Consider the following 20,800-nt stretch of genomic DNA (forward strand, 5'->3'; position numbering starts at 1 on the left):
ATCCCGGCTATTTCAGAAGATCAGAATGACGATTAACGCTCCGACAAGCATCCCGAGACTGCGGCACATTCGTTCATATTTCATTTGATCGGCTTGGGCACGGGATTCCTCATGCATTAGTTGCTGAATGGCTAACGAGATGTGCTTGGTCTGATCCTGACGATCGCTGGTGCCAAGGCTGAAGCTCAATTGCAGCATGACTTCCCGCTCGTCCGCCTTCATGGCTGATCTCCCCCACGCCTCTTCTATACCAGACTGAAGACTCTCACGAGCAGTGTGTCCATGAGGTGGTTCCATCTGCTTGGCTGCGTGGAGGAACAGCGTCCGAACAGGCTCTTTTGTCTGGGCTCCCATTTTTCCCATCGCATCAGGCAACGGAGTCAGCCCGTAGTTAATCTCTGTCATCAATCGCTGGAGAGCGGCGATTAATTCTCGCAATTGTCGTGGCCTCAAGGCATACTGCCTTGCCTTGTAGAATCCGGCGAGGGTACTGGCCAGCAGAATGATGACGGCACCGAGCATGTTAACCAAATGCCTCACCTCCCACTTCCGTCTGCTGGAGACCACGCATTTTGCCATCGGCTAATCGAAAGGTCATGCCCCGGCTCGTCCGTTGCAGCTGTACATAACGCTGGAACATCTGCTCGACGATCAGGGTTCTCAGTGCAGGTCTGGAAGAAAGCTCGGCCAGATCACGACCATGCGCAGTAGCGATGACAGATACGCCTGCATGGAGTGCTTCCATGACTGCCTCCGCATCTTCCGGTCGGCCTATCTCGTCCACGATCAAGACATCGGGAGACATGGAGCGAAGCATCATCATCATGCCCTCAGCCTTTGGACAACCGTCCATGACATCGGTGCGAGGTCCCACATCAAATCCAGGTACGCCCTTGTAACTTCCAGCGATTTCGGACCGCTCATCAACGATGCCAACCTTTAGTCGTGGACGTATACCCTGAACAAGCTCATTGACACCCGTAAGTTTGGTTCCACTACTAATCTGTCTTGCCAGATCCCGCAGTAACGTAGTCTTGCCTTGCTGCGGAGGTGAAAGAATTAAGGTGTGCATGACCTGTCCATTTTTCATGTCCAGCAGATAAGGCAGAACCCGATCAGCGACCCCGTGAATCTCTCGGGCCACCCTGACATTGAATCCATTGATATCGCGCAAGTATTCGACGCGGCCTCCACTTAACACTGTCCGGCCAGCCAATCCGATTCTGTGCCCGCCAGGAATGGTGATGAACCCTTTACGCAGCTCCTCTTCCAATGTATAAAGCGAATGATTGCTGATCAGATCCAGCAGCCTGTGTGTTACCTCTTTTAAGGGAATATAGGCTTCATCAGGCTTCGAAGTCGGACTGCCCTGGGGTGTGAGGAAGTGATAGGTGTCTCCTGCATTGATTTCCAGTGGTCTTCCTTCACGGATACGTACTTCCTCCACTTTATCGAATAAAGCGGGCGGCATTCTTCCCAGAATGGTTCGAATCGGTTCCGGAAAGAGATCCTTCCAGTTCACCATCATGAATAGGCCCCTCCAACCTTGAATTCGGTTTTATTGCGTTCCTGGTGCTTGTTCATATCTCAAGTTTATGTGTGTACATTGAATTTATGACGCTGAAATCTATCATTTTCTTCAAAATAGGGAAGAGAGTTAAAAATCATAGATCAGCTTAACTGTTCTTGTTCTAGGCACCCGTCTAGATCCAAGTGCATATAGTGCTTGCAGACAGGTGATATTCATTCCGGGATAAAAAAGGACAGAACCACCTATCCCCAAATACAGAAAGGAGTTGTGGGGAGTGCGAGTCGATGTGGTAGGCAATGTGAATGAAGTTCGAAGAATGGATATTGCAGGACGATGTGTGGTTGTCATCGATGTGTTGCGAACGACCAGTACCATTGTTACGGCACTGGCATACGATGCAGCGGACGTCATTGCGGTAGAAACTGTTCCTCAAGCAAAACAATTGAACGTGCAGGATGCCATTCGTGGCGGGGAGCGTTTTGATAAAAAAATTACAGGATTCGAGGTGGGCAATTCCCCCTATGAATATATGACTCCGAATATTGCGGGTAAAACCATCATTCTGACTACGACAGATGGTACACGTGCCCTGATCAAGGCTTCCAAGGCTAGACATGTGTTCGCAGGCTCATTTCTCAATGTGAAGGCTGTGGCGGCTGTTCTGTGCGAGCTGCGCCGGGATATCTTATTGTTATGCGCCGGGGATCAGGATGAGTTCGCGCTGGAAGATGGTTTATGTGCAGGCAGCATTATCGAGGAGTTATACCGACAATCCACTTTCCCCATTATGCTGAACGATCTGGGCCTGGCGCTCCATCAGGCTGCCACTCATGCCGAGGAGAAATTACCCGATCTGGTTAGAGTATCCGCTGGTGGACGAAGGCTGGAAAGGCTAGGGAGGATACATGACGTAACGTATTGCACCCAATTGAACTTGCTGGACTGTGTTCCAGAGATGGGTGAAGGGAACCGGATGCAACCATTTAGAGGAACACGTAAGGAACGGGTGTTTAAATTGCTGTGAACAACCTAAAAAGGTGTACTGCGATCCCGGATGGGATACACAGTACACCTTTGGTGTGTCTTTACAATTATATCGGTTATTTATCTGCGAACTTGCGGTCCGCCAATGACAGCCTGCTCAGCCGTATCCAGATCATACGCTGTATGCAGCGCCTTGATTACGTCATGAAGCTTCTCTCCGTCAATAACACAGGATACCTTGATCTCGGAAGTGCTGACCATCTTGATGCTCACGCCTTCGCCCGAGATGACTTTGAACATCTTCGCAGCTACGCCCGGATGGCTAACCATACCTGCGCCAACGATGGAGACTTTCACAAGATCTTCTTCAGAAGTAACTTCACGGTAAGGCAGGCGGCTATGAAGGGCTTCAATGACACGCAGTGCGTTCTCCCGGTCGGACAGGGCAACAGAGAACGAGAAGTCTGCTTTACCGTCCATCACACCGCTCTGAACGATAATATCGACATCCAGCTGTTCTGATGCAAGGGCACCAAATACTTCAGCGAGAACCCCAGGTACGTCTGGTACACCCAGAATACTGATTCGAGCCACGTTTTTGTCATAGGCAATTCCACTAACTACCACGCCTTGTTCCATTGTTGCTTCCTCCTTCACAACCGTTCCTTCATTATGGTTAAAGCTGGATCTTACAATCAAAGGCACACCGGAATGCTTCGCGTATTCAACTGCACGCGGATGCAACACCGCTGCTCCCAGGTTGGCCAGTTCCAGCATCTCGTCGTACGAAATTTCCTTAAGCTTGCGTGCAACCTTCACGATCCGCGGATCGGTGGAATAGATCCCATCTACATCCGTGTAAATCTCGCAAGCGTCTGCCTTAATGGCTGCTGCCAAGGCTACTGCTGTTGTATCCGATCCGCCGCGGCCTAGCGTCGTAATCTCGCCATCTTCCGTCATACCCTGGAAGCCTGCAACGATAACGATGTTGCCTTCCGCCAGAGCCTGATTCACCCGTTCCGGCTGAATATCGTTAATCCGCGCTTTGCCGTGTACCGGCTCTGTTCGGAATCCCGCTTGCCAGCCTGTAAATGAAATGGCTTTGCGTCCAAGCGCCTGAATCGCCATGGATAGCAATGAAATCGAGATCTGTTCTCCCGTAGTCAAAAGCATATCCATCTCACGTGCAGGCAGTTCACTGTTCAGCTGTTTCGCCTGATCAATCAGATCATCCGTGGTATCCCCCATGGCCGAAACCACGACTACACACTGATGTCCTTCATCCGCTTTTTCTACAACACGTCCGGCTACACGCTTCATGCGCTCTGTATCTCCGACCGAGCTGCCCCCAAATTTCATGACGTACAATGACAACGCAAATCCACTCCCTACCTTGTGCAGTATGCATAATTGATGTCCACCGTCATTATTCTCTCCGAAAAATGACTTTAACCCAGTATATTACGAAAGCGTCTGATAGGCTAATCTTTTTTCGAAAAAACCCTTTGCCAAAGAAATGGCAAAGGGTTGAATTAACGCTTTATTTAGCTTACACCATATGAACGTTACGCGCGGGAAGAGTATTTACCTTCACGAGTATCGATCAGCAGAACATCGCCTTCGTTGATGAACAATGGCACTTGTACGTTCAAGCCTGTTTCCACTTTTGCGTTTTTAGTAGCGCCTTGTGCCGTGTTACCTTTTACGCTTGGCTCTGTCTCGATCACTTTCAACTCTACGCTTGTAGGCAGGTCGATTCCGAGGATTTCACCTTGGTAGCTAACAATTTTTACGTTCATGTTTTCTTTGAGGAAGTTCAATTCCCATTCCAACTGATCACTTGTCAGTGTGAACTGATCATATGTTTCGTTGTCCATGAATGTGTGCTCTGTACCACTAGCATACAGGTAGGATACGCCACGGTTTTCGATGATGGCACGGCCAATGGTTTCACCTGCACGGAATGTTTTCTCTACGGTGTTACCGTTGCGCAGGTTTTTCAGTTTGGAACGAACGAAGGCAGCACCTTTACCTGGTTTAACATGTTGGAAATCAAGTACGGTATAGATGTCGTTGTCTACTTGTACGGTCAAGCCTGTTTTAAAATCGTTTACTGAAATCACAAAAAATCCCTCCTGATATGGTTGAAAAGTAGGTGATATAAGACGATGGGTTAATTTAAGTTGAACAAGTCAAACCGTCATATTACACAGACCACTACGATGGCAGAACAACCTTTCGATCGCTGTTATCCCCAGATTTCTTTTAATCCCTATCCTAATAGGGAGAAATCCGGGGATAAAGGCGAGCGCTTCGCTTCTTCAGGTTTTTTCTGCCCTCTCCGTTATTGTGTAATTCCATGTTTACTTCATTCAAAAGCATAAATTAAAAATCGTCTTATATCATCGTTGGCTGTAATTTAGCCGATTACGGTGAACTTCTTGTCCGAATTCGTCAAAATGTGAATACCTGTCTCGGTAATCACCACGTCATCCTCGATACGCACGCCGCCAAGGCCGTCAATGTAGATACCCGGTTCAACGGTTACCACCATGCCCGGTTTCAATACATCGTCGCTAAGCTTGGACAAACGAGGAGCCTCATGGACTTCCATACCCAGACCGTGGCCTGTGCTGTGTCCGAATTGCTCTCCGTATCCGTGCCCTGCAATGATATCACGTGCCAATGCATCTGCTTCCCGTCCGGTCATGCCCGGTTTCAGGTTCGCCAGCGTATGTAACTGGGCTTCCAGTACGATATCGTAAATTTTACGCAGTTCAGGTACAGGTGTGCCTGTTGCGATGGTACGTGTCAGATCTGAACAGTATCCATCCAAAAGCGCACCAAAGTCAAATGTAATTAACTCATTTTGTCCGATGACTTTGCCGCTTGCTACACCGTGAGGCATAGCAGAACGTTCACCCGATGCCACAATGGTGTCGAACGAAGAGGAGGTTGCTCCATGTTTGCGCATGAAAAACTCCATCTCCAAATCCACTTCACGTTCAGTCATACCCGGTTTTGCGAATTGCAAAACGTGACTGAATGTTGCATCTGCCAGATCCGCAGCTTTTTGCATTACAGCGATCTCATCTTCGTCCTTGAACATGCGAAGTTGCTCCACTATGCCGGATACAGCCTTCAATTCAATCGACTGAAGCGCTTCAGCATATGCAGTATGCGTACCATAGGTGACATGATCCTGCTCAAAGCCAACCTGTTTGATGTTTGCCGATGCAAGCAATTCGCGTACGGATTCCAACGGTTTTGGTCCATGTTCCACAACGGTAAATCCTTTGGCTTGTTGCGGAGCTTGTGTCATGTAACGGAAATCGGTAAGCAGATAAGCTTCTTGTTCCGTAATCAGCACATATCCTGCTGAGCCTGTAAAACCCGTCATATAACGACGGTTAATCGGATTTGTAATCAGCATAGCCGTGAGTTCATGTTTCTGCATGGCATCACGTAACTTATTTACTCGTTTGTTTTCCATCGGTTACCCTTCTTTCTCTCACATTCCCGGGTCCCCGGCTCAGGTTTGTTTGTCCAGATGACGCACGAGAGCCAGCAGCCCCAGTTCATAGCTTACTTCGCCAAATCCGGCAATTTGCCCGATTGTTTCTGCAGCAATAACTGAATGATGTCTGAACGCTTCGCGTGCATGAATGTTGGATAGATGTACTTCTACTGTAGGAACTTTTACGGCATTGATGGCATCACGCACAGCATAGCTGTAATGGGTCAGTGCTCCGGCATTCAGCATGATTCCGTCTGCATCGCCCATCGCTGCATGAATGCGATCAATGATGTCCCCTTCGTGATTGGATTGATAAAAAGCGATGGAGACACCAAGCTCCTCCGCCTGTCTGCGAATTTTGTCTTCAATATCCTTCAGACTAAGCGTTCCATAGATACCCGGTTCACGTATACCGAGCATGTTCAGGTTCGGGCCATTGATTACAACAATCCGTTTCATAGCTGCTCCACCCTTTCTGCAAATAACCATCTGCTATTTTAACACAGCCATTGCCGGATTGAGAAGCTTTTTTGCGGCTATGCTCCCGCTTTCTCTGGCTCACGTTTCCGTTCATCCGTAAACTCCATGGCTACGGTGTAGCCAATAAACAGTCCCCACAGCAAAAAGAAACAAAACTCGGTAATGATTGAATCCCAGGTTAAGCGGTTTAGGGGCTTCACCATATCCAGTTTGGGCCCTACAAGGACAAAGATAATGAGCCACCATAAAATCCCGTAACCCATGCCCGGAAGCGGTCCTTTCCATTTTTTCAAAGTGAACGTGTAAATAAGGGAGGAAAGGACCGAAAAAACAATAAAAAACAGCCAGCCGGTCAAATGCCCTGCTGCAGTATAGATAAAGTTGTGCTTGAAAAACGGTTCAGCCAAAAATCCCAATGGCACAATCGTAAAATGAAGCAGATAGAACAGCCAATGCAAACCTCCCCAGATAAAACCTGCGAAAAAACCTAGCTCTACTGCAAAAGGGAACGGCTTGGTGAAATAATGTGCCTGGCCTTGTCGCTGGGTGGGACGTCTCCCCCGTTCCTTTTGCTCTCCTTTATCAGCACGCTGATTTTCCTTATGGGATGTGCGTTCACCCGTGTACTCTGTCATTGATATTCTCCTTCACGTCCAGTTTGCAAAACTGCGAAAAAATCTCCATTTTCGTCTTAACTCTACCGGGTAGTATGTACAAATCAGGACAAAGTTAACAACATCACCCCTGGATCTACTCGTAAACTAGAAATTGCTCTCAAAATTCGATACAATAGGGTTATAAAACTGCCTTCGACCATGAGGGCCTAGAACAGAATAGGAAGGTGAATAATTTGCCTCAACAATCCAAGCCTGTCAGCTACGGGGGGCAAGCTGTCATTGAGGGCGTAATGTTCGGCGGTAAACATGTCAACGTTACAGCTGTGCGAAGAAAAGACGGCGAAATTACGTATCTGGAAGTTCCCAAGCAAGACAAGTCCTGGGTCATGAAATTGCGGCGGATTCCACTACTGCGCGGGATTGTCAGCATTATAGATTCGAGCGTCAAAGGAAGCAAACATCTCAACTATTCTGCTGACGCATATGCTGATGATGAACTGGAACCTGAAGAAAAAGCAAAGCAAAAAGAAAAAGAAGGTTCAGGTTGGAGCCTTAGCATGATTATCGGCGTCACCGCAGTAGCTATCCTTTCGTTCCTCTTTGGTAAAATTGTGCTTACCTTGCTGCCGGTTGTTATTGAGAATTTTCTGTTCAAAAATGCATTCGACAATCAGTTTTTGCATAATTTACTGGAAGGCGGAATTAAGCTGATTCTGTTGCTTGCCTATCTGTGGCTGATCTCCCAGACACCGATGATTAAACGTCTGTTCCAATACCATGGTGCAGAGCATAAAGTCATTAGTGCTCATGAAGCCGGAGAAGAGCTTACACCTGAGAATGTGCAGAAGTATAGCCGCCTGCATTACCGTTGCGGAAGCAGTTTTATTATGCTGACTGTCATTATCGGCATATTTTTGTACTCGCTCTTCACCTACGACAACCTCTGGGAACGTATGGGACAGCGGTTACTGTTGTTGCCAGTCGTACTCGGTATTTCATTCGAATTGTTGAAGATGACCAACTCGGTACGTGACATCCCTGTACTTCGTTATCTCGGATACCCGGGGCTGTGGCTGCAATTGCTGACCACCAAAGAGCCAACGAATGAACAGGTAGAAGTATCCATTGCTTCGTTTAACCGTATGCGTGAATTGGATGCAAAACTCGCAAACGCTTCGGCCACGTCGGAAGTTCCTGTTGCAACACTTGATCCTGTGAAAGGGTGAATGATATGAAGAAGCAGGCAATCCTATTTTGGACGTTCATCGCACTCGCTGCTATTGGAATCTTGACTAGGCTGGGAAGTGGAGGTCTATCCCAAATTATCATCCCCCTCGTCGTGTTCGGAGTTGTGTTCCTGCTCTATAAATATCCGCCCCGCCGTTGGGCACGCAACACATCATCACCGAAGATTAAACCATCGGCTAAAACCATGGCTAAAGTTAATGCACAGTCTGGTGCCCGAAAAAGTAGCGGTTCTTCCAAAAAACGCAAGGATTATCCTTTCCAAGTGATTCAGGGTCAAAAGGGTAAAAGTGATGAAGACGTACCCAAGTATCACTAAAGCGCTTATATCAGGAAAACACACAGAAAAGCAATTCTCCAAACATGCGGAGAATTGCTTTTTTATTTTTATACAGGAGTCAGCGGTGGTGTTTCCGCCTGTTTTTTTCTTAGCTCTCGTTTCTGTTTGTCCAGTTGTTCACCATATATCTTGGTATTCCATCCACTGAAAAATTCAGTACCGGCGGTGACCCCAGATTGATATAAAGCTGTACTATCCTGTACGGAAAGGTGAAATTCTGTAGGTTTAATTCCAAGGGTAGGAATTTTCACAGTACGGAATCGATTAACCTGTTCGATGTATCGCTCGTCATGAGCAGTAAGCATCGTTTCCACCAATGCCTGAAGCATACTTAGAGGCCCTCTGATTCTAGCTGGCTCTCCTTCGGTTTTGCCAACCATTTTAAAACCGACTACAGGGATGAGATCTCCTCCACGTTCTGTACGCTCTCCATCGAACAGCCAGAGCGGAAAATTGCTCAGTAATGCGCCATCGACGATGTAAACAAACTGGTCCGCAAAACGTAAACCTTTGGACAGGATCGGGGATCTGCGAATGGCAACCGGGTCGAAGAAATAGGGGATACTGCAGCTCATGCGTACGGCCTTGGCTACCTCCAGTTTCGAAGGATCGATTCCGAATCGTTTGATATCATCTGGAAGCACCAAAATGGTGCCATTGGAAATGTCGGATGCAATGATTAGCAACTTACCTGGAGGCAGATCAGCAAACGTCCGAACTCCCTTTTTTTTCAGCATATCCCGAATCCAGCATTCCAGCGCTTCCCCAGAATATAGACCTTTCTTCAAAAACAGCCTTGCTGCGGGTCCGATCCACTTGGTATCAAATAGGGGGGAACGTCGCAGTAACGAAGCAAACGGCGTATTCTCGATAATGCCTTTCATCTCTTCCGCCGAATAGCCAGCCGCCAGCAAAGCAGCTACGATGGAACCCGAGGACGTGCCCGCTACGCGATTGAATTCAACACCGTGATCTTCTGCACCCTTTACGGCGCCGGCAAGCGAAATTCCCTTTACGCCGCCACCTTCAAATACTCCATTAATCAACACAATAAAACCCCCGTTCTCCAGGCAGTCCATGCTACTACTGCCACTGTATGAGAACAGGGGTTGGTCATATTACGTTAAAATGTTTTACAGTCCATAATAGGCTTTTAATTTGGCGATCAAGCCGAGCGGATTTTTCGTCAGGTACTGTGAACTGAAGAAAATATCCCCTTTCACCGTATCATATTTCTCATTATATATAAGCTGATCAATGATTTCTTGTGATGTCTGCCACCCGATTTCCGGTGTGCCCAGCTTATAAGGCGAGTGACCAATGTACAATTTCACATCGGTATTAGCCACTTCATTGGCCCACCAGTCAACCACCTTGTCATATCGTGCTGCACTTAGTGTCATGCTCCAGTACACTTGGGGTGCAACATAGTCGATCCAGTCCTGCTTGATCCATGTCCGCACATCCGCATTCATGCTGTCATAAGCGGTTACTCCGGCTTTTGTATCCGAACCTGTCATATCAACCGATTTGTTACGCCATACACCAAATGGGCTAATGCCGTATTGAACGCCGGCTTTCACCTTATGGATGCTCTCTCCGAGCTGCTTGACGAATTGATTGATATTTTCCCGGCGCCATTCTGCACGGTCACTCGTATTCAATGTGTTGTATGCTTTGAAAGTCGCATCATCATTAAACGTTACATTGGAAGGATAGAAATAATCGTCCAAATGTACGCCATCAACATCATACTGATTAACCACTTCCATGATGGAATCAATAATGTGCTGTCTCGCTTCCGGAATGCCTGGATTAATATACAGTTTGCCTGATGCATTAACAATCCAGTCCGGATGAAGCTTGGATACATGATTGGCTGCAAGCCCAGTTGTCGTTGCCGAATTGGTGGCCCGGAACGGGTTGAACCAGGCATGGAACTCAAGGCCACGTTTGTGGGCTTCCTCGATCATAAATGCAAGTGGATCATACCCAGGATCTTTCCCCTGTGTACCTGTCAGCACGCTATTCCACGGTACAAGACCTGATGGATAGATCGCATCCCCATTGGCTCGCACTTGAACAAATACGGCATTGATACCCATATCCTTCAACGTATCAAGCTGCTGAATGAACTCCAACTTTTGTTTTTCTACATTTCCTTTGGCACTAGATGAAGGCCAGTCTCCATTTACAGTCGAAATCCAGGCTCCTCGCATCTCATCCGTATTTGGGGTAGTTCCTGTCCCTCCAGGCTCTGCTGGTGTCACTGGGGTAGGATTAGGAGCATTTCCTGTGGCCAGATTAATCGTCTGCTCAGATTGGTTCCAGGTGACCTGAATTCCCAAGTTCTCACTGACGAATCGAATTGGTACCATGACACGGCCTTGCTTCAGTTCTACCGATGCATCAAGATCAACCACGGTACTATCCACCGTTGCCTGCTGGCGTCCACTCGTCATCGTAATGACTGAATCGGACTTCTTGATTGTAACTGTGCGGGTAGCCTGTGACCAAAGCACAGATGCACCCAGTCCTTCGCTAATAACACGCAGGGGGACCATCGTTACATTTACTTTGGGCAAAATGTAAGGTGAGACATCCGACTCCAAACGCTGGCCATCCAAATAAATCACAATTTCCTTTTGACTAGCTGCCTGCGCTGTCAGTCCTGAGGTTTGTAAACCCAGAACAAAAATGAGCAGCAGGATCAATCCTTTACGAAGCTTCATCAGTGCAATCCTCCAAAATAATTATAAATTCGCGGCAAATTCTGCTAGTTTAATAGACGCTTCTAATGATTGTTAAGTTGCGAATAATCGCCAAATTTTGGTCAAAAAAAAAGCAAAAGGACGCTCCCTACCGTTTTAGCGGCAGGTGCATCCTCTGATTTTGAATACATATTGTAATTTTTCAGTTGATTCTGGCTTTGCAAACTTAGGATTCTGTATTGCTCATGACATCCTGAATACTTTTAAGATCACGCAGTCGAGTCTCATCCTGGCGAAAATATTCAACCAAAGATTCGATGCAAGTAATGGAATCCCAGCTCAGATGGTGTTCAATTCCTTCAACATCCTGGTAAATATTTTCTTCCTGAACACCAATCGTCGTCAAAAACTGTTCAAGCAGATGATGGCGCTCCATCAACCGTTTGCCCATCTTTTTGCCTTTTGGCGTAAGTACCAGCCCGCGGTACTTCTCATAGATCAGGTACTCGTCTTTGTCCAGCTTTTGGATCATCTTCGTCACCGATGAAGGATGTACTTCCAAACCTTCAGCTATATCAGACACACGAGCATAGCCCTTTTCATCAATTAATTTGTATATACGCTCCAAATAATCTTCCATACTGGGCGTTGGCATCTGCTTCCCTCTCTTCTCTCTGACCGGCAATATTCTTGCCTGGTCACTATCTTATAATGATACATGTTATCAATACGCATTGGCAAGTCCTGCACAATTCATTCACTATTTACAGACCATAAAACACTTCTCAGGCCCGATTTCTGTCACCAATTACGCAAGTATTGGCAAGGGTGACTTATCCCTAAACGAGGCAAACTAAGCAAGGTTCCGTATTGAAAGGAGTGATTTCGTGAGTACAAGTGTAGCGCATCCACCCGTTCGCAAAGCAAAAGGCACTAAACCCTTTATTCCCGATTTGGTGTATTTTGAACCCGGTGCGCTGGAATATGAGAAAGGTAAACGAATTATGGAGTGGGTTACCTCTAGGGATATCCCGTATCAGATGACGACATCCCATAATCGAATTACCAATCTCCCTGGTGAAACGGAACAGGAAAAGTACCGAATGGCAAAGCGTACCCTTGTCGTCGGTGTGCGTAAAACACTCAAGTTTGACCAATCGAAGCCTTCGGCCGAATATGCCATTCCCATCTCCACAGGCTGTATGGGCCACTGTCATTATTGTTATCTTCAAACGACACTTGGGGCCAAGCCGTATGTCCGTGTCTATGTAAACACGGAAGAGATCATTGAGGCTGCCAAGGGATACATTGAGGAACGTGCACCTGAACTTACCCGTTTTGAAGCAGCCTGTACATCTGATCCCGTAGGTCTAGAGCATATTACGGGAAATCTTGGTGACCTGATTCGTTTTATGGCGGATGAGGAACACGGGCGACTTCGCTTTGTGACCAAATACCATCATGTTGATCCTTTATTAGACATCAAGCATAACGGACACACTCGTATCCGTTTCAGTGTGAATTCCGATTATGTGATCAAAAATTTTGAGCCAGCCACCTCACGGTTTGAAGAGCGTATTGAAGCCGCAGGCAAAATAGCGCATGCCGGTTATCCGCTCGGTTTCATTATTGCCCCAATTATTTGGTACGACGGCTGGGAAGAAGGATATAGCGAGCTTTTAGAAAAACTTGCCGATACACTTCCCGAAGAAGCAACCAAGGATCTAACCTTTGAGATGATCCAGCACCGTTTTACCAAAACGGCAAAAGCCACCATTGAGAAGCGATACCCTAAAACCAAGCTTGAGATGGATATCGAAAAGCGGAAAATGAAATGGGGCCGCTGGGGCCAGTACAAATATGTGTATAAAGATGATCAGCAGGATGCCCTGCGCGAATTTATTACTGAGCGCATTTTTGAGCATTTCCCACTGGCCAACATTGATTACTTCACCTAAGTGTATAGTCAGCAATGAAACCTTTGAGAATGAGCCCATTGATTAAAAAAGCAGGTTACATGAGCCCAGAATTGTTCTGGTTGCCATGTAGCCTGCTTTGTTCTTATTTAAAATAATCGTTGGGCAAAGGAAAAATCCTCGTAGATGCGCTAGATAATCATCCAGTCTGGTGTAATTTGCTGTAGCCAGATCGTAATTTTCGTCATCTGATCCGTGAACAACAGCACTCCGAGGAACAACATTAATGCGCCCCCGGCTTTCATCATGATATTGGAATAACGCAAGATCCAGCGTGTAGAACCGATGAAAAAGGCCAGAATGAAGAACGGTAACGCAAATCCGGCCGTATAACCCGTAATCAATGCCAACCAGGTTGTTGGTTCGCTCGCAGCCATTGCGATGATGGCAGTCAAAATCGGTCCAATACAAGGAGACCAGCCTGCCGAGAAACCAATGCCAAAAATAAATGAACCCAAGTAACCAGCTGGTTTCCATTTCATATCCATCTTGCGCTCTTTCATCAGAAACTGAGGTTTGAACAAACCAAGCAGGAATAAACCCATTAACATAATCAAGATCGCGGATAATTGACGAATGAGATCACGGTTATCATTGAAAAATTGGCCAAACAATCCGGCCCCCAGCCCAAGCGAATAAAACACAGCCGAGAAGCCCAAAATAAACGCCAGCGTATGAGTCAATGTCTTGAAGCGAACTTCACGCTGATTACGCTCATCCTTCAACCGTTGTACCGTCATCCCCGTAATATAGGAAAGATACGATGGATACAGCGGAAGACAGCATGGCGATATAAACGAAGCTAATCCTGCTACAAAAGCCAGCCACACATTAACATCAGGCATGAAGCGGATGTCTCCCTTCCCTGGGGGCTCACTTGCTCACGTTCAGACTCAGGCTCGGAACCCTTTTTTTCCAATCATCGTAAGAATCAGCATCATGATAAGCAAAAGTACAATCGTTGCTCCTGGTGCAAGGTTCCAGATCCCGGCCACAACCAGTCCAATGACCACAGCAATTTCGCCAATGACCACAGACAATATAATCGCCGATTTGAAACTTCGGGCCATCAGCAAGCTTACGGCTACCGGAATGGTCAGCAGTGCTGATACCAGCAGTGCCCCCACGATTTTGATCGCCGTACTAATGACAAGGGCTGTCATCACGGTAATCAGCATGTTAAGCAGTTTCACAGGCAATCCGGTAACCGCTGCGGCATCCTCTTCAAAGCTGAGCAGGAAAAACTCCTTATGTAACAGCGCCACAACGATAACCACGATCAGCGTAACCACACCAACCAGCTTCAAATCTGTGGAGTCCAGTGTATAAATACTCCCGAACAGGTAACTCATTACATCTGTATTATATCCTTTGCCCAGCGTGAAGAACAACGAAGCCAGCGCTACTCCACCAGACATGATGATTGCGATCGATAACTCGGCGTAACTCTTATACGCCTTACGCAGTTTCTCGATTGCAAATGATGCGAGCACGGCAAAAATAAGTCCCACCGCAATCGGATACACTTCAATCAGAAATCCGAGTGCAACCCCGGCAATAGTCACATGAGACAGGGTATCCCCGATCATGGATAAACGGCGCAGCACCAGAAACAATCCGATCAACGGTGCGGTGATGCCGATTAGCAGTCCGCCCGCCAGCGCCCGCTGAAAAAAATCACTCATTAAAATTTCCAAAACACACACGACTCCTTCGGCCTTGCTCTAATCTGGTTGCGCACTCGCGTCTAACGTACCTGGGTGGTGGTATGCTGCAAATTAGTCTCGGCACAATCTTCCACCTCATGGGAATGACGTACATGGAAATGTATCTTTCCGTTCGTCACCGCTGCTTTGGAACCGAGATAACTCTCCATCCGGTCCATATCATGTGATACCATCAGGAATGTCATCCGGTGGTGTTCATGCATATGGGTAATGAGTTCAAAAAAGCTGGCCTGGGATTCGGCATCGATACCCACCGTCGGTTCATCCAGAATCAGCAGATCAGGGTGATTAATAAGCGCCCGTGCCAAAAACACACGCTGTTGCTGTCCGCCGGACAGTTGTCCGATCCGTTTGTTCGCCAAATCCTCAATCCGCATCACTTGCATAGCATCTGTGCACTGCTGCTGACATTTACGAGACATTCTGCGGAACATATTCTTGTTGTTGTACAAGCCGGACATCACAACTTCCCGCACCGTCGCAGGGAACAATGGGTTAAACGCATTTTTTTGCGGAACATAACCAATCCGTTCCCAATCCTTAAATCGGCGGATCGACTGTCCGAATAGCTTGATATCTCCCTCGGCTGGAGGCAAAAGTCCCACCAACATCCGCAACAATGTCGTTTTGCCCGCCCCGTTTGAACCGATAATCCCGACAAAATCCCTTTCCTGGACCATAAAATCAAGATTTTCGATCACTCGCTGGTCGCCGTAGGAAAATGATAATTTATCGATCTCTATAATTGGATCATGACATAATGGCATGATTTGCTGCATGGCAAAGCCGCCCTTCATTATATATAAGGATTACACACGAATCCTTCAGTCTATCTTATTTTAATGCGATCAGCAGATTTTGCAAATTTTTCTCCATCAGGGTGAAATAATCATCCCCGTTGGTAGCCTGTTCTTTGGTTAAGCCTTCTACCGGATTCAGGACCATGGTCTCTACACCCGCTTCGTTGGCGAGGGTTTTCGCCAGTTTATCTGATACCAGCTCTTCGAAGAAAATGTATTTAATCCCCTCATCCTTCACCAACTTGGCCAACTTCACCATATCTTGACCTGTGGGTTCGGAATCTGGAGAAAGTCCCATAATGGCATGCTGGGTCAATCCATAATCACGTGCAAGATACCCAAAGGCTTGGTGTGATACGACAATTTCCTTATTGGGTACGTTGGACAATTCATCCGTAAAGTGCTGATCCAACGTTTCCAGCTTGGTCCGCAGCTCTTCATAGCGTTGTTCATATCCTTCTTTATGTGCAGGGTCTACTTCAACCAGGCTGTTTTTAATATTCTCAGCCATTACCATTGCCGATTTTGGACTTACCCACGTATGAGGGTCCACATGATGGTTCGCAATGTCCTCTGCGTTAGCTTCATCTGCATGTTCGTCGCTATGTTCATCCACCTGTTCTTCACCATGACCGTGTCCATCATCACCTTCAGCAGTCAATAGAGTAACCCCTTCACTTACTGCAACTGACTTCACCTTGGTATCGCTATTCAGTGACTTTAGGAAGTTGGGGACCCATCCTTCCAGTCCTGCACCATTGTATAGAAACAACTGGGCTTTGGATGTATTCACAATATCTTGACTCTTCGGCGTCCAGTCATGTGGTTCAACACCTGTTGGCAGCAAATTAATGACATTTGCATCTTCTCCGCCAATTGTCGCCGTAAACGCATAGACAGGATAGAAGCTGGTGATCACATTCACTTTGCCTTCCACCAGCTTGGCATTCTCCGAATTATTCTGACCGCATGCCGATAATATGAGCAAACTAAGAACAAGCAGACTGCTGAGCAACCATTTCATATGCCTTCTTCTACCTGTCGCTAGAGTCCGGTTTACCTGGTCTGGATTTCTTCCATTATAAAGTTTCACTAGTATTCACTCCGCATCTCTTAATCGTAAACATTACTGAAAGAATTATAGGTAACCTGCACGAACTTGTCAAGCCGCTCTGTCCTATTCATTCTTTCCTTGAGCACGGAGTTCATAACAGTATATGCTTGTTTTCTTTGCCTCAGATCCGATTTCATTCCAAAATAAAAAGTGACCCGATTCTCATCGAGCCACCTCATATTACAGCTATATCAATATTTCCCTGGTTACAGGGTCAAAGTCCTATTTCACTTGTGCGCCATTAGGCATATTATCCGGTACCGTTGCCAGTGTAAGCTGGTCGCCATGGGATGCTGCCAGGATCATGCCCTGGGACAGTTCACCGCGCAATTTCACAGGCTTGAGGTTCGTCACACAGATGACTTTGCGTCCAACCATATCTTCAGGTGAATAAAACTTCGCGATTCCCGATACAACTTGACGTTGCTCATAACCCAGATCAAGCTGCAACTTCAGCAATTTATCGGCTTTCTTGACCGGTTCACAGGCAATGACTTGAGCTACCCGCAGTTCCACTTTGGCGAAATCATCAATACCGATCTCTTCTTTGCCTTCTGGTGCAGAGACAGGTTGAGTGTCTTCAGAAGAGCCTCCAGCATCAGCTTGAGCTGCCTCAGGCTGTGCTTCTGGTTTTTTGCCTCCAGTCATCGCTTCTGCAATATAAGCAATCTCCTGTTCAGAGTCCAGACGTGGGAAGATTGGGTCACCCTTCTGCAAAGCGTTGCCAGCCGGAATAATGCCCCATTGCTTCGCTGAATCCCAAGCCGTCAGTTCACCTTCCTGAATGCCGAGCTGTTCCCAGATTTTGCGCGGAGCACGTGTTAGGAACGGCTGCAAGAGGATGGAAGCAATCCGCAAGCTTTCAATCAGATGCGACATTACCGATGCCAGTTCGTTGCGTTTCGCATCATCACGAGCCAGAGCCCAAGGCTGAGTCTCGTCAATGTATTTGTTGCTGCGGCTAACAAACTGACTGATCGCTGTCAACGCTACGGAAAATTGCAGATTTTCCATCGCCTGCTCCACTTTCTCTACAGCAGCAAGACCCGCTTCTTCAAGAGATACATCAAATTCGGTCACACCAGAAGTAAACTCAGGGGCTTTGCCTTCGAAATATTTGTCCACCATGGCTACCGTACGGTTCAACAGGTTTCCAAGGTCATTGGCCAGGTCGGAGTTCACACGTTCTACAAAGCTTTCTGGAGTAAATGTACCATCTGAACCAAATGGAACTTCACGGAGCAGGTAATAACGCAGTGCATCCAGACCATAACGGTCAATCAAGGTTACCGGGTCAACGACATTACCCTTTGATTTGGACATTTTGCCGTCTTTCATCAACAGCCAACCGTGAGCGAATACTTTCTTCGGTAAAGGCAGGTCCAACGCCATCAGCATAATCGGCCAGTAAATCGTATGGAATCGAACAATTTCTTTCCCTACCAGATGCACGTCCGCAGGCCAGAATTTGTTGTAAAGCGATTCGTCGGATGATCCATAGCCCAGAGCTGTAATATAGTTGGACAACGCATCAATCCATACGTATACAACGTGTTTCGGATCGCCTTTAACTTTGACACCCCATTCGAAAGTGGTCCGGGATACGGCCAAATCTTCCAGACCTGGCTTGATGAAGTTGTTGATCATTTCATTTTTGCGGGATTCCGGCTGAATAAAACCCGGATTCTCTTCGTAATATTTCAGCAAACGATCAGCATACTTGCTCATCCGGAAGAAGTAGGATTCTTCTTTTACCAACTCCACAGGATGTCCACTATCCGGACTTTTGGCCGAGATAATTTCGCCTTTTTCATTCTTCTCCACATCAACCAGTTGGGTTTCCGTGTAATACGTCTCATCCGGGATACTGTACCAGCCTTCGTACTCACCCTTGTAGATATCCCCCTGTTTCAGCAAACGGTCAAATATATCCTGTACCACTGTTTTGTGGCGCTCCTCCGTCGTACGAATGAAGTCGTCATTGGAAATGTCCAGTTTGTTCCACAGTTCCTTGATGCCAACAACGATGTCGTCTATAAAAGCCTGCGGTGACTGCCCTTTCTCTTGTGCCTTGCGCTCAATCTTCTGCCCATGTTCATCGGTTCCTGTCAGATAGTGAGCATCATAACCACGCAGACGTTTGTAACGAACCATAGCATCACCCGCCACAGTTGTATACGCGTGCCCGATATGCAGTTTGTCACTCGGATAATAAATCGGTGTTGTCAGATAAAATGTTTTTTGATCAGCCATAAATGACTTCTCCTCCTTCATATAGTCGTGCTTTTTCATTGCATTTGTCTAAAAAAGAACACAAAAAACTCCCGTCCCTATATGGGACGAGAGTTGCTCTCACGTGTTACCACCCAAATTCCCCGTGCTTTTCACAAACCACAGGCTCTGCCGGTCCTTCGACCGCCCATTAACGCTGGATCACGCCTCAGCCTTACGACAGCCGTTCTAATCAACGTCTGCACGCTCGAAAGAGGTTCCTCCGGGACCATATTCCATCCTCCTCCCAGACCGGTTCTCAGCTCATCCGGCTCTCTGCACTGGGGGTGTGTCTGTACTTATCCCTTCACTGGAAATCATTATACCAAAAATATACTGAAATACTGCCTCCTTTGTCAAGTGGACAGCAGTCTTAAATCAACTCAACCCGGCAAAAACGATTATTGGATCGTTAATCGGATACCATGACAGACTTTTCAGCCTTCGGTGGCACCAGATCCACTCCGCCTGGATGAAACGGATGGCATTTCGCAATACGTTTTGCCGCAAGCAGCGATCCTTTGAACGCACCGTGCACCTCAATCGCCTCCATCGCGTAAGCCGAGCAAGTAGGATAGAAACGACATGTTGGCGGCTTCAATGGAGAGATATAGCTGCGATACACCCGAATGGGAGCCTGAACCAGTCTGCGAGATAACTTCATCGTCAGTGCTTCCCATGAGTGTGCTGATGTCCGGATGACACTTTGGCTGGCACATGTTCGGCACAGTCCTTACAGTACCCGAAAACTTCAAATTTATGATCGACAACCTGGAATTGCTCAGGCGCATCTGCAAGCTGCATTGGGCAAAAAACGATTGGATATGTTTTCTGGCATTTCAGACAAATCATATGATGGTGATGGTGATCCTCGCTGCAATGTGCTCTGAACTTCACCCCATCTTCAAAGATGACCTGCTCCAGCACACCCAATTCTTGCATGACACGTAAATTCCGATACACCGTGTCAAAACTCAGTCCGCTGTAAGTCTTACCCATATATTCATAGACGTCCTTGGGTGTCAAATACCCAGGGGATTCAGCAAATAACCGAGCCAGTGTCTTCCGCTGATCTGTAATGCGGAGCCCCTGCGAGGACATGGTAGTAATAATCTGTTCTGTCGACAGCATGATCTAAAGCACCTCCTGTCATCCAGCATTCTGCATAAATCCAAAGAGCGAATTCATTTCAGCAATACTTAGTTCGAAATGGTTTTATTCGTCTAGGTATTGTACCCGTTAGCCTGTGGAATCAAATTATGCAAATGCTGATACTTATCCTTGATTTATATACTTCTAATAATGCCTTAAATGAAGTTCATAGTCAACGAAAGCGCTTGGATACCCGCTAATTACAAACTGAACTAAAAAAGAACTGCCCCGGTCAATTGCATGACTTGGGGACAGCTCCATCTTCTGACGGTTCAGATGTTTAATCCTTCGGGCGACTTTTGGGGTGACAGGATATATTGCATATTAGCTTTCAC

At 46.9% G+C, this 20,800-nt stretch carries 21 protein-coding genes; 4 read left to right on the top strand and 17 right to left on the bottom strand.

Annotation, left to right across the window (positions count from 1 at the left end; all coding sequences use genetic code 11):
• Positions 1-12 precede the first annotated feature (12 nt).
• The gene (spoIIIAB, locus tag BMW94_RS25135; protein WP_090900804.1) at positions 13-531 is read right to left on the bottom strand and encodes a stage III sporulation protein SpoIIIAB; all 519 of its coding nucleotides are present in this window, start codon (positions 529-531) and stop codon (positions 13-15) included.
• Entirely contained in the window at positions 524-1,528 is a 1,005-nt protein-coding gene (spoIIIAA, locus tag BMW94_RS25140) for a stage III sporulation protein AA (protein WP_091001522.1), read from the bottom strand. The genes spoIIIAB and spoIIIAA overlap by 8 nt, the downstream gene beginning before the upstream one ends.
• Positions 1,529-1,805: 277 nt before the next feature.
• Between spoIIIAA and BMW94_RS25145 the strand changes: the two genes are divergently transcribed.
• Positions 1,806-2,555 (top strand): 2-phosphosulfolactate phosphatase, encoded by a 750-nt coding sequence (locus BMW94_RS25145; protein WP_091001523.1) that lies wholly within the window; start codon positions 1,806-1,808, stop codon positions 2,553-2,555.
• 80 nt (positions 2,556-2,635) lie between these two features.
• On the opposite strand, the gene BMW94_RS25150 is transcribed toward BMW94_RS25145, so the two are convergent.
• The 5 genes from BMW94_RS25150 to BMW94_RS25170 form a co-directional block, all read right to left on the bottom strand.
• On the bottom strand, positions 2,636-3,889 hold the full coding sequence (locus tag BMW94_RS25150; RefSeq protein ID WP_091001524.1) for an aspartate kinase: 1,254 nt from the start codon (positions 3,887-3,889) through the stop codon (positions 2,636-2,638).
• A gap of 191 nt (positions 3,890-4,080) precedes the next feature.
• A complete protein-coding gene (gene efp, locus BMW94_RS25155; protein ID WP_024631007.1) occupies positions 4,081-4,638 on the bottom strand; it encodes an elongation factor P in 558 nt (185 codons plus the stop codon).
• 296 nt (positions 4,639-4,934) lie between these two features.
• Positions 4,935-6,008, bottom strand: a complete 1,074-nt coding sequence (locus BMW94_RS25160; protein WP_091001525.1) for a M24 family metallopeptidase — start codon at positions 6,006-6,008, stop codon at positions 4,935-4,937.
• Positions 6,009-6,047: 39 nt separating this feature from the next.
• Positions 6,048-6,491, bottom strand: coding sequence for a type II 3-dehydroquinate dehydratase (aroQ, locus tag BMW94_RS25165; protein WP_091001526.1), 444 nt, complete (start codon positions 6,489-6,491; stop codon positions 6,048-6,050).
• A gap of 77 nt (positions 6,492-6,568) precedes the next feature.
• Positions 6,569-7,147, bottom strand: coding sequence for a YqhR family membrane protein (locus tag BMW94_RS25170; RefSeq protein WP_091001527.1), 579 nt, complete (start codon positions 7,145-7,147; stop codon positions 6,569-6,571).
• Between the two features lie 215 nt (positions 7,148-7,362).
• On the opposite strand from BMW94_RS25170, the gene BMW94_RS25175 reads away from it, so the two are divergent.
• Together BMW94_RS25175 and BMW94_RS25180 are read left to right on the top strand one after the other, a co-directional pair.
• Positions 7,363-8,355: a DUF1385 domain-containing protein gene (locus BMW94_RS25175; RefSeq protein WP_091001528.1), complete on the top strand. Its 993-nt coding sequence runs from the start codon at positions 7,363-7,365 to the stop codon at positions 8,353-8,355.
• A 5-nt stretch (positions 8,356-8,360) separates the two neighbouring features.
• Positions 8,361-8,693 carry a hypothetical protein gene (locus BMW94_RS25180; protein ID WP_091001529.1) on the top strand — a complete coding sequence of 111 codons (333 nt, stop codon included), beginning with the start codon at positions 8,361-8,363 and terminating at the stop codon, positions 8,691-8,693.
• Between the two features lie 68 nt (positions 8,694-8,761).
• On the opposite strand, the gene BMW94_RS25185 is transcribed toward BMW94_RS25180, so the two are convergent.
• From BMW94_RS25185 to mntR, 3 genes are all read right to left on the bottom strand, one after another.
• Positions 8,762-9,763 (bottom strand): patatin-like phospholipase family protein, encoded by a 1,002-nt coding sequence (locus BMW94_RS25185; protein ID WP_091001530.1) that lies wholly within the window; start codon positions 9,761-9,763, stop codon positions 8,762-8,764.
• 84 nt (positions 9,764-9,847) lie between these two features.
• Positions 9,848-11,446, bottom strand: coding sequence for a family 10 glycosylhydrolase (locus BMW94_RS25190; protein WP_091001531.1), 1,599 nt, complete (start codon positions 11,444-11,446; stop codon positions 9,848-9,850).
• 205 nt (positions 11,447-11,651) lie between these two features.
• A complete protein-coding gene (gene mntR, locus BMW94_RS25195; RefSeq protein WP_076291863.1) occupies positions 11,652-12,080 on the bottom strand; it encodes a transcriptional regulator MntR in 429 nt (142 codons plus the stop codon).
• A 232-nt stretch (positions 12,081-12,312) separates the two neighbouring features.
• Here mntR and splB point away from each other — a divergent pair, with 232 nt between their 5' ends.
• Positions 12,313-13,383, top strand: coding sequence for a spore photoproduct lyase (splB, locus tag BMW94_RS25200; RefSeq protein WP_091001532.1), 1,071 nt, complete (start codon positions 12,313-12,315; stop codon positions 13,381-13,383).
• A gap of 149 nt (positions 13,384-13,532) precedes the next feature.
• On the opposite strand, the gene BMW94_RS25205 is transcribed toward splB, so the two are convergent.
• From BMW94_RS25205 to BMW94_RS25235, 7 genes are all read right to left on the bottom strand, one after another.
• The gene (locus BMW94_RS25205) at positions 13,533-14,246 is read right to left on the bottom strand and encodes a cytochrome c biogenesis CcdA family protein (protein ID WP_024631017.1); all 714 of its coding nucleotides are present in this window, start codon (positions 14,244-14,246) and stop codon (positions 13,533-13,535) included.
• Between the two features lie 48 nt (positions 14,247-14,294).
• Positions 14,295-15,098, bottom strand: a complete 804-nt coding sequence (locus BMW94_RS25210; protein ID WP_024631018.1) for a metal ABC transporter permease — start codon at positions 15,096-15,098, stop codon at positions 14,295-14,297.
• Between the two features lie 50 nt (positions 15,099-15,148).
• Entirely contained in the window at positions 15,149-15,907 is a 759-nt protein-coding gene (locus BMW94_RS25215) for a metal ABC transporter ATP-binding protein (protein ID WP_063565680.1), read from the bottom strand.
• Between the two features lie 55 nt (positions 15,908-15,962).
• Complete coding sequence (locus BMW94_RS25220; protein WP_091001533.1) at positions 15,963-16,952, bottom strand: metal ABC transporter solute-binding protein, Zn/Mn family; 990 nt, start codon at positions 16,950-16,952, stop codon at positions 15,963-15,965.
• Positions 16,953-17,264: 312 nt separating this feature from the next.
• Positions 17,265-19,334, bottom strand: a complete 2,070-nt coding sequence (gene metG / locus BMW94_RS25225; protein ID WP_302848014.1) for a methionine--tRNA ligase — start codon at positions 19,332-19,334, stop codon at positions 17,265-17,267.
• Positions 19,335-19,725: 391 nt separating this feature from the next.
• Positions 19,726-19,977: a membrane protein insertion efficiency factor YidD gene (gene yidD / locus BMW94_RS25230; protein WP_024631022.1), complete on the bottom strand. Its 252-nt coding sequence runs from the start codon at positions 19,975-19,977 to the stop codon at positions 19,726-19,728.
• 2 nt (positions 19,978-19,979) lie between these two features.
• Entirely contained in the window at positions 19,980-20,444 is a 465-nt protein-coding gene (locus BMW94_RS25235; protein WP_063565677.1) for a Fur family transcriptional regulator, read from the bottom strand.
• Between the last annotated feature and the right edge of the window lie 356 nt (positions 20,445-20,800).

This window comes from Paenibacillus sp. OK003 (genome assembly GCF_900109515.1).
Lineage (GTDB): Bacteria > Bacillota > Bacilli > Paenibacillales > Paenibacillaceae > Paenibacillus > Paenibacillus marchantiae.

Excerpts from the sequence above, each read along its gene's own strand:
- yidD (WP_024631022.1), bottom strand. The coding sequence starts at position 19,977 with ATGAAGTTATCTCGCAGACTGGTTCAGGCTCCCATTCGGGTGTATCGC.
- aroQ (WP_091001526.1), bottom strand. The coding sequence starts at position 6,491 with ATGAAACGGATTGTTGTAATCAATGGCCCGAACCTGAACATGCTCGGT.
- BMW94_RS25215 (WP_063565680.1), bottom strand. The coding sequence starts at position 15,907 with ATGCAGCAAATCATGCCATTATGTCATGATCCAATTATAGAGATCGAT.
- BMW94_RS25220 (WP_091001533.1), bottom strand. The coding sequence starts at position 16,952 with ATGAAATGGTTGCTCAGCAGTCTGCTTGTTCTTAGTTTGCTCATATTA.
- mntR (WP_076291863.1), bottom strand. The coding sequence starts at position 12,080 with ATGCCAACGCCCAGTATGGAAGATTATTTGGAGCGTATATACAAATTA.
- BMW94_RS25205 (WP_024631017.1), bottom strand. The coding sequence starts at position 14,246 with ATGCCTGATGTTAATGTGTGGCTGGCTTTTGTAGCAGGATTAGCTTCG.
- BMW94_RS25190 (WP_091001531.1), bottom strand. The coding sequence starts at position 11,446 with ATGAAGCTTCGTAAAGGATTGATCCTGCTGCTCATTTTTGTTCTGGGT.
- BMW94_RS25170 (WP_091001527.1), bottom strand. The coding sequence starts at position 7,147 with ATGACAGAGTACACGGGTGAACGCACATCCCATAAGGAAAATCAGCGT.
- BMW94_RS25235 (WP_063565677.1), bottom strand. The coding sequence starts at position 20,444 with ATGCTGTCGACAGAACAGATTATTACTACCATGTCCTCGCAGGGGCTC.
- spoIIIAA (WP_091001522.1), bottom strand. The coding sequence starts at position 1,528 with ATGATGGTGAACTGGAAGGATCTCTTTCCGGAACCGATTCGAACCATT.
- BMW94_RS25180 (WP_091001529.1), top strand. The coding sequence starts at position 8,361 with ATGAAGAAGCAGGCAATCCTATTTTGGACGTTCATCGCACTCGCTGCT.
- metG (WP_302848014.1), bottom strand. The coding sequence starts at position 19,334 with ATGAAAAAGCACGACTATATGAAGGAGGAGAAGTCATTTATGGCTGAT.
- BMW94_RS25160 (WP_091001525.1), bottom strand. The coding sequence starts at position 6,008 with ATGGAAAACAAACGAGTAAATAAGTTACGTGATGCCATGCAGAAACAT.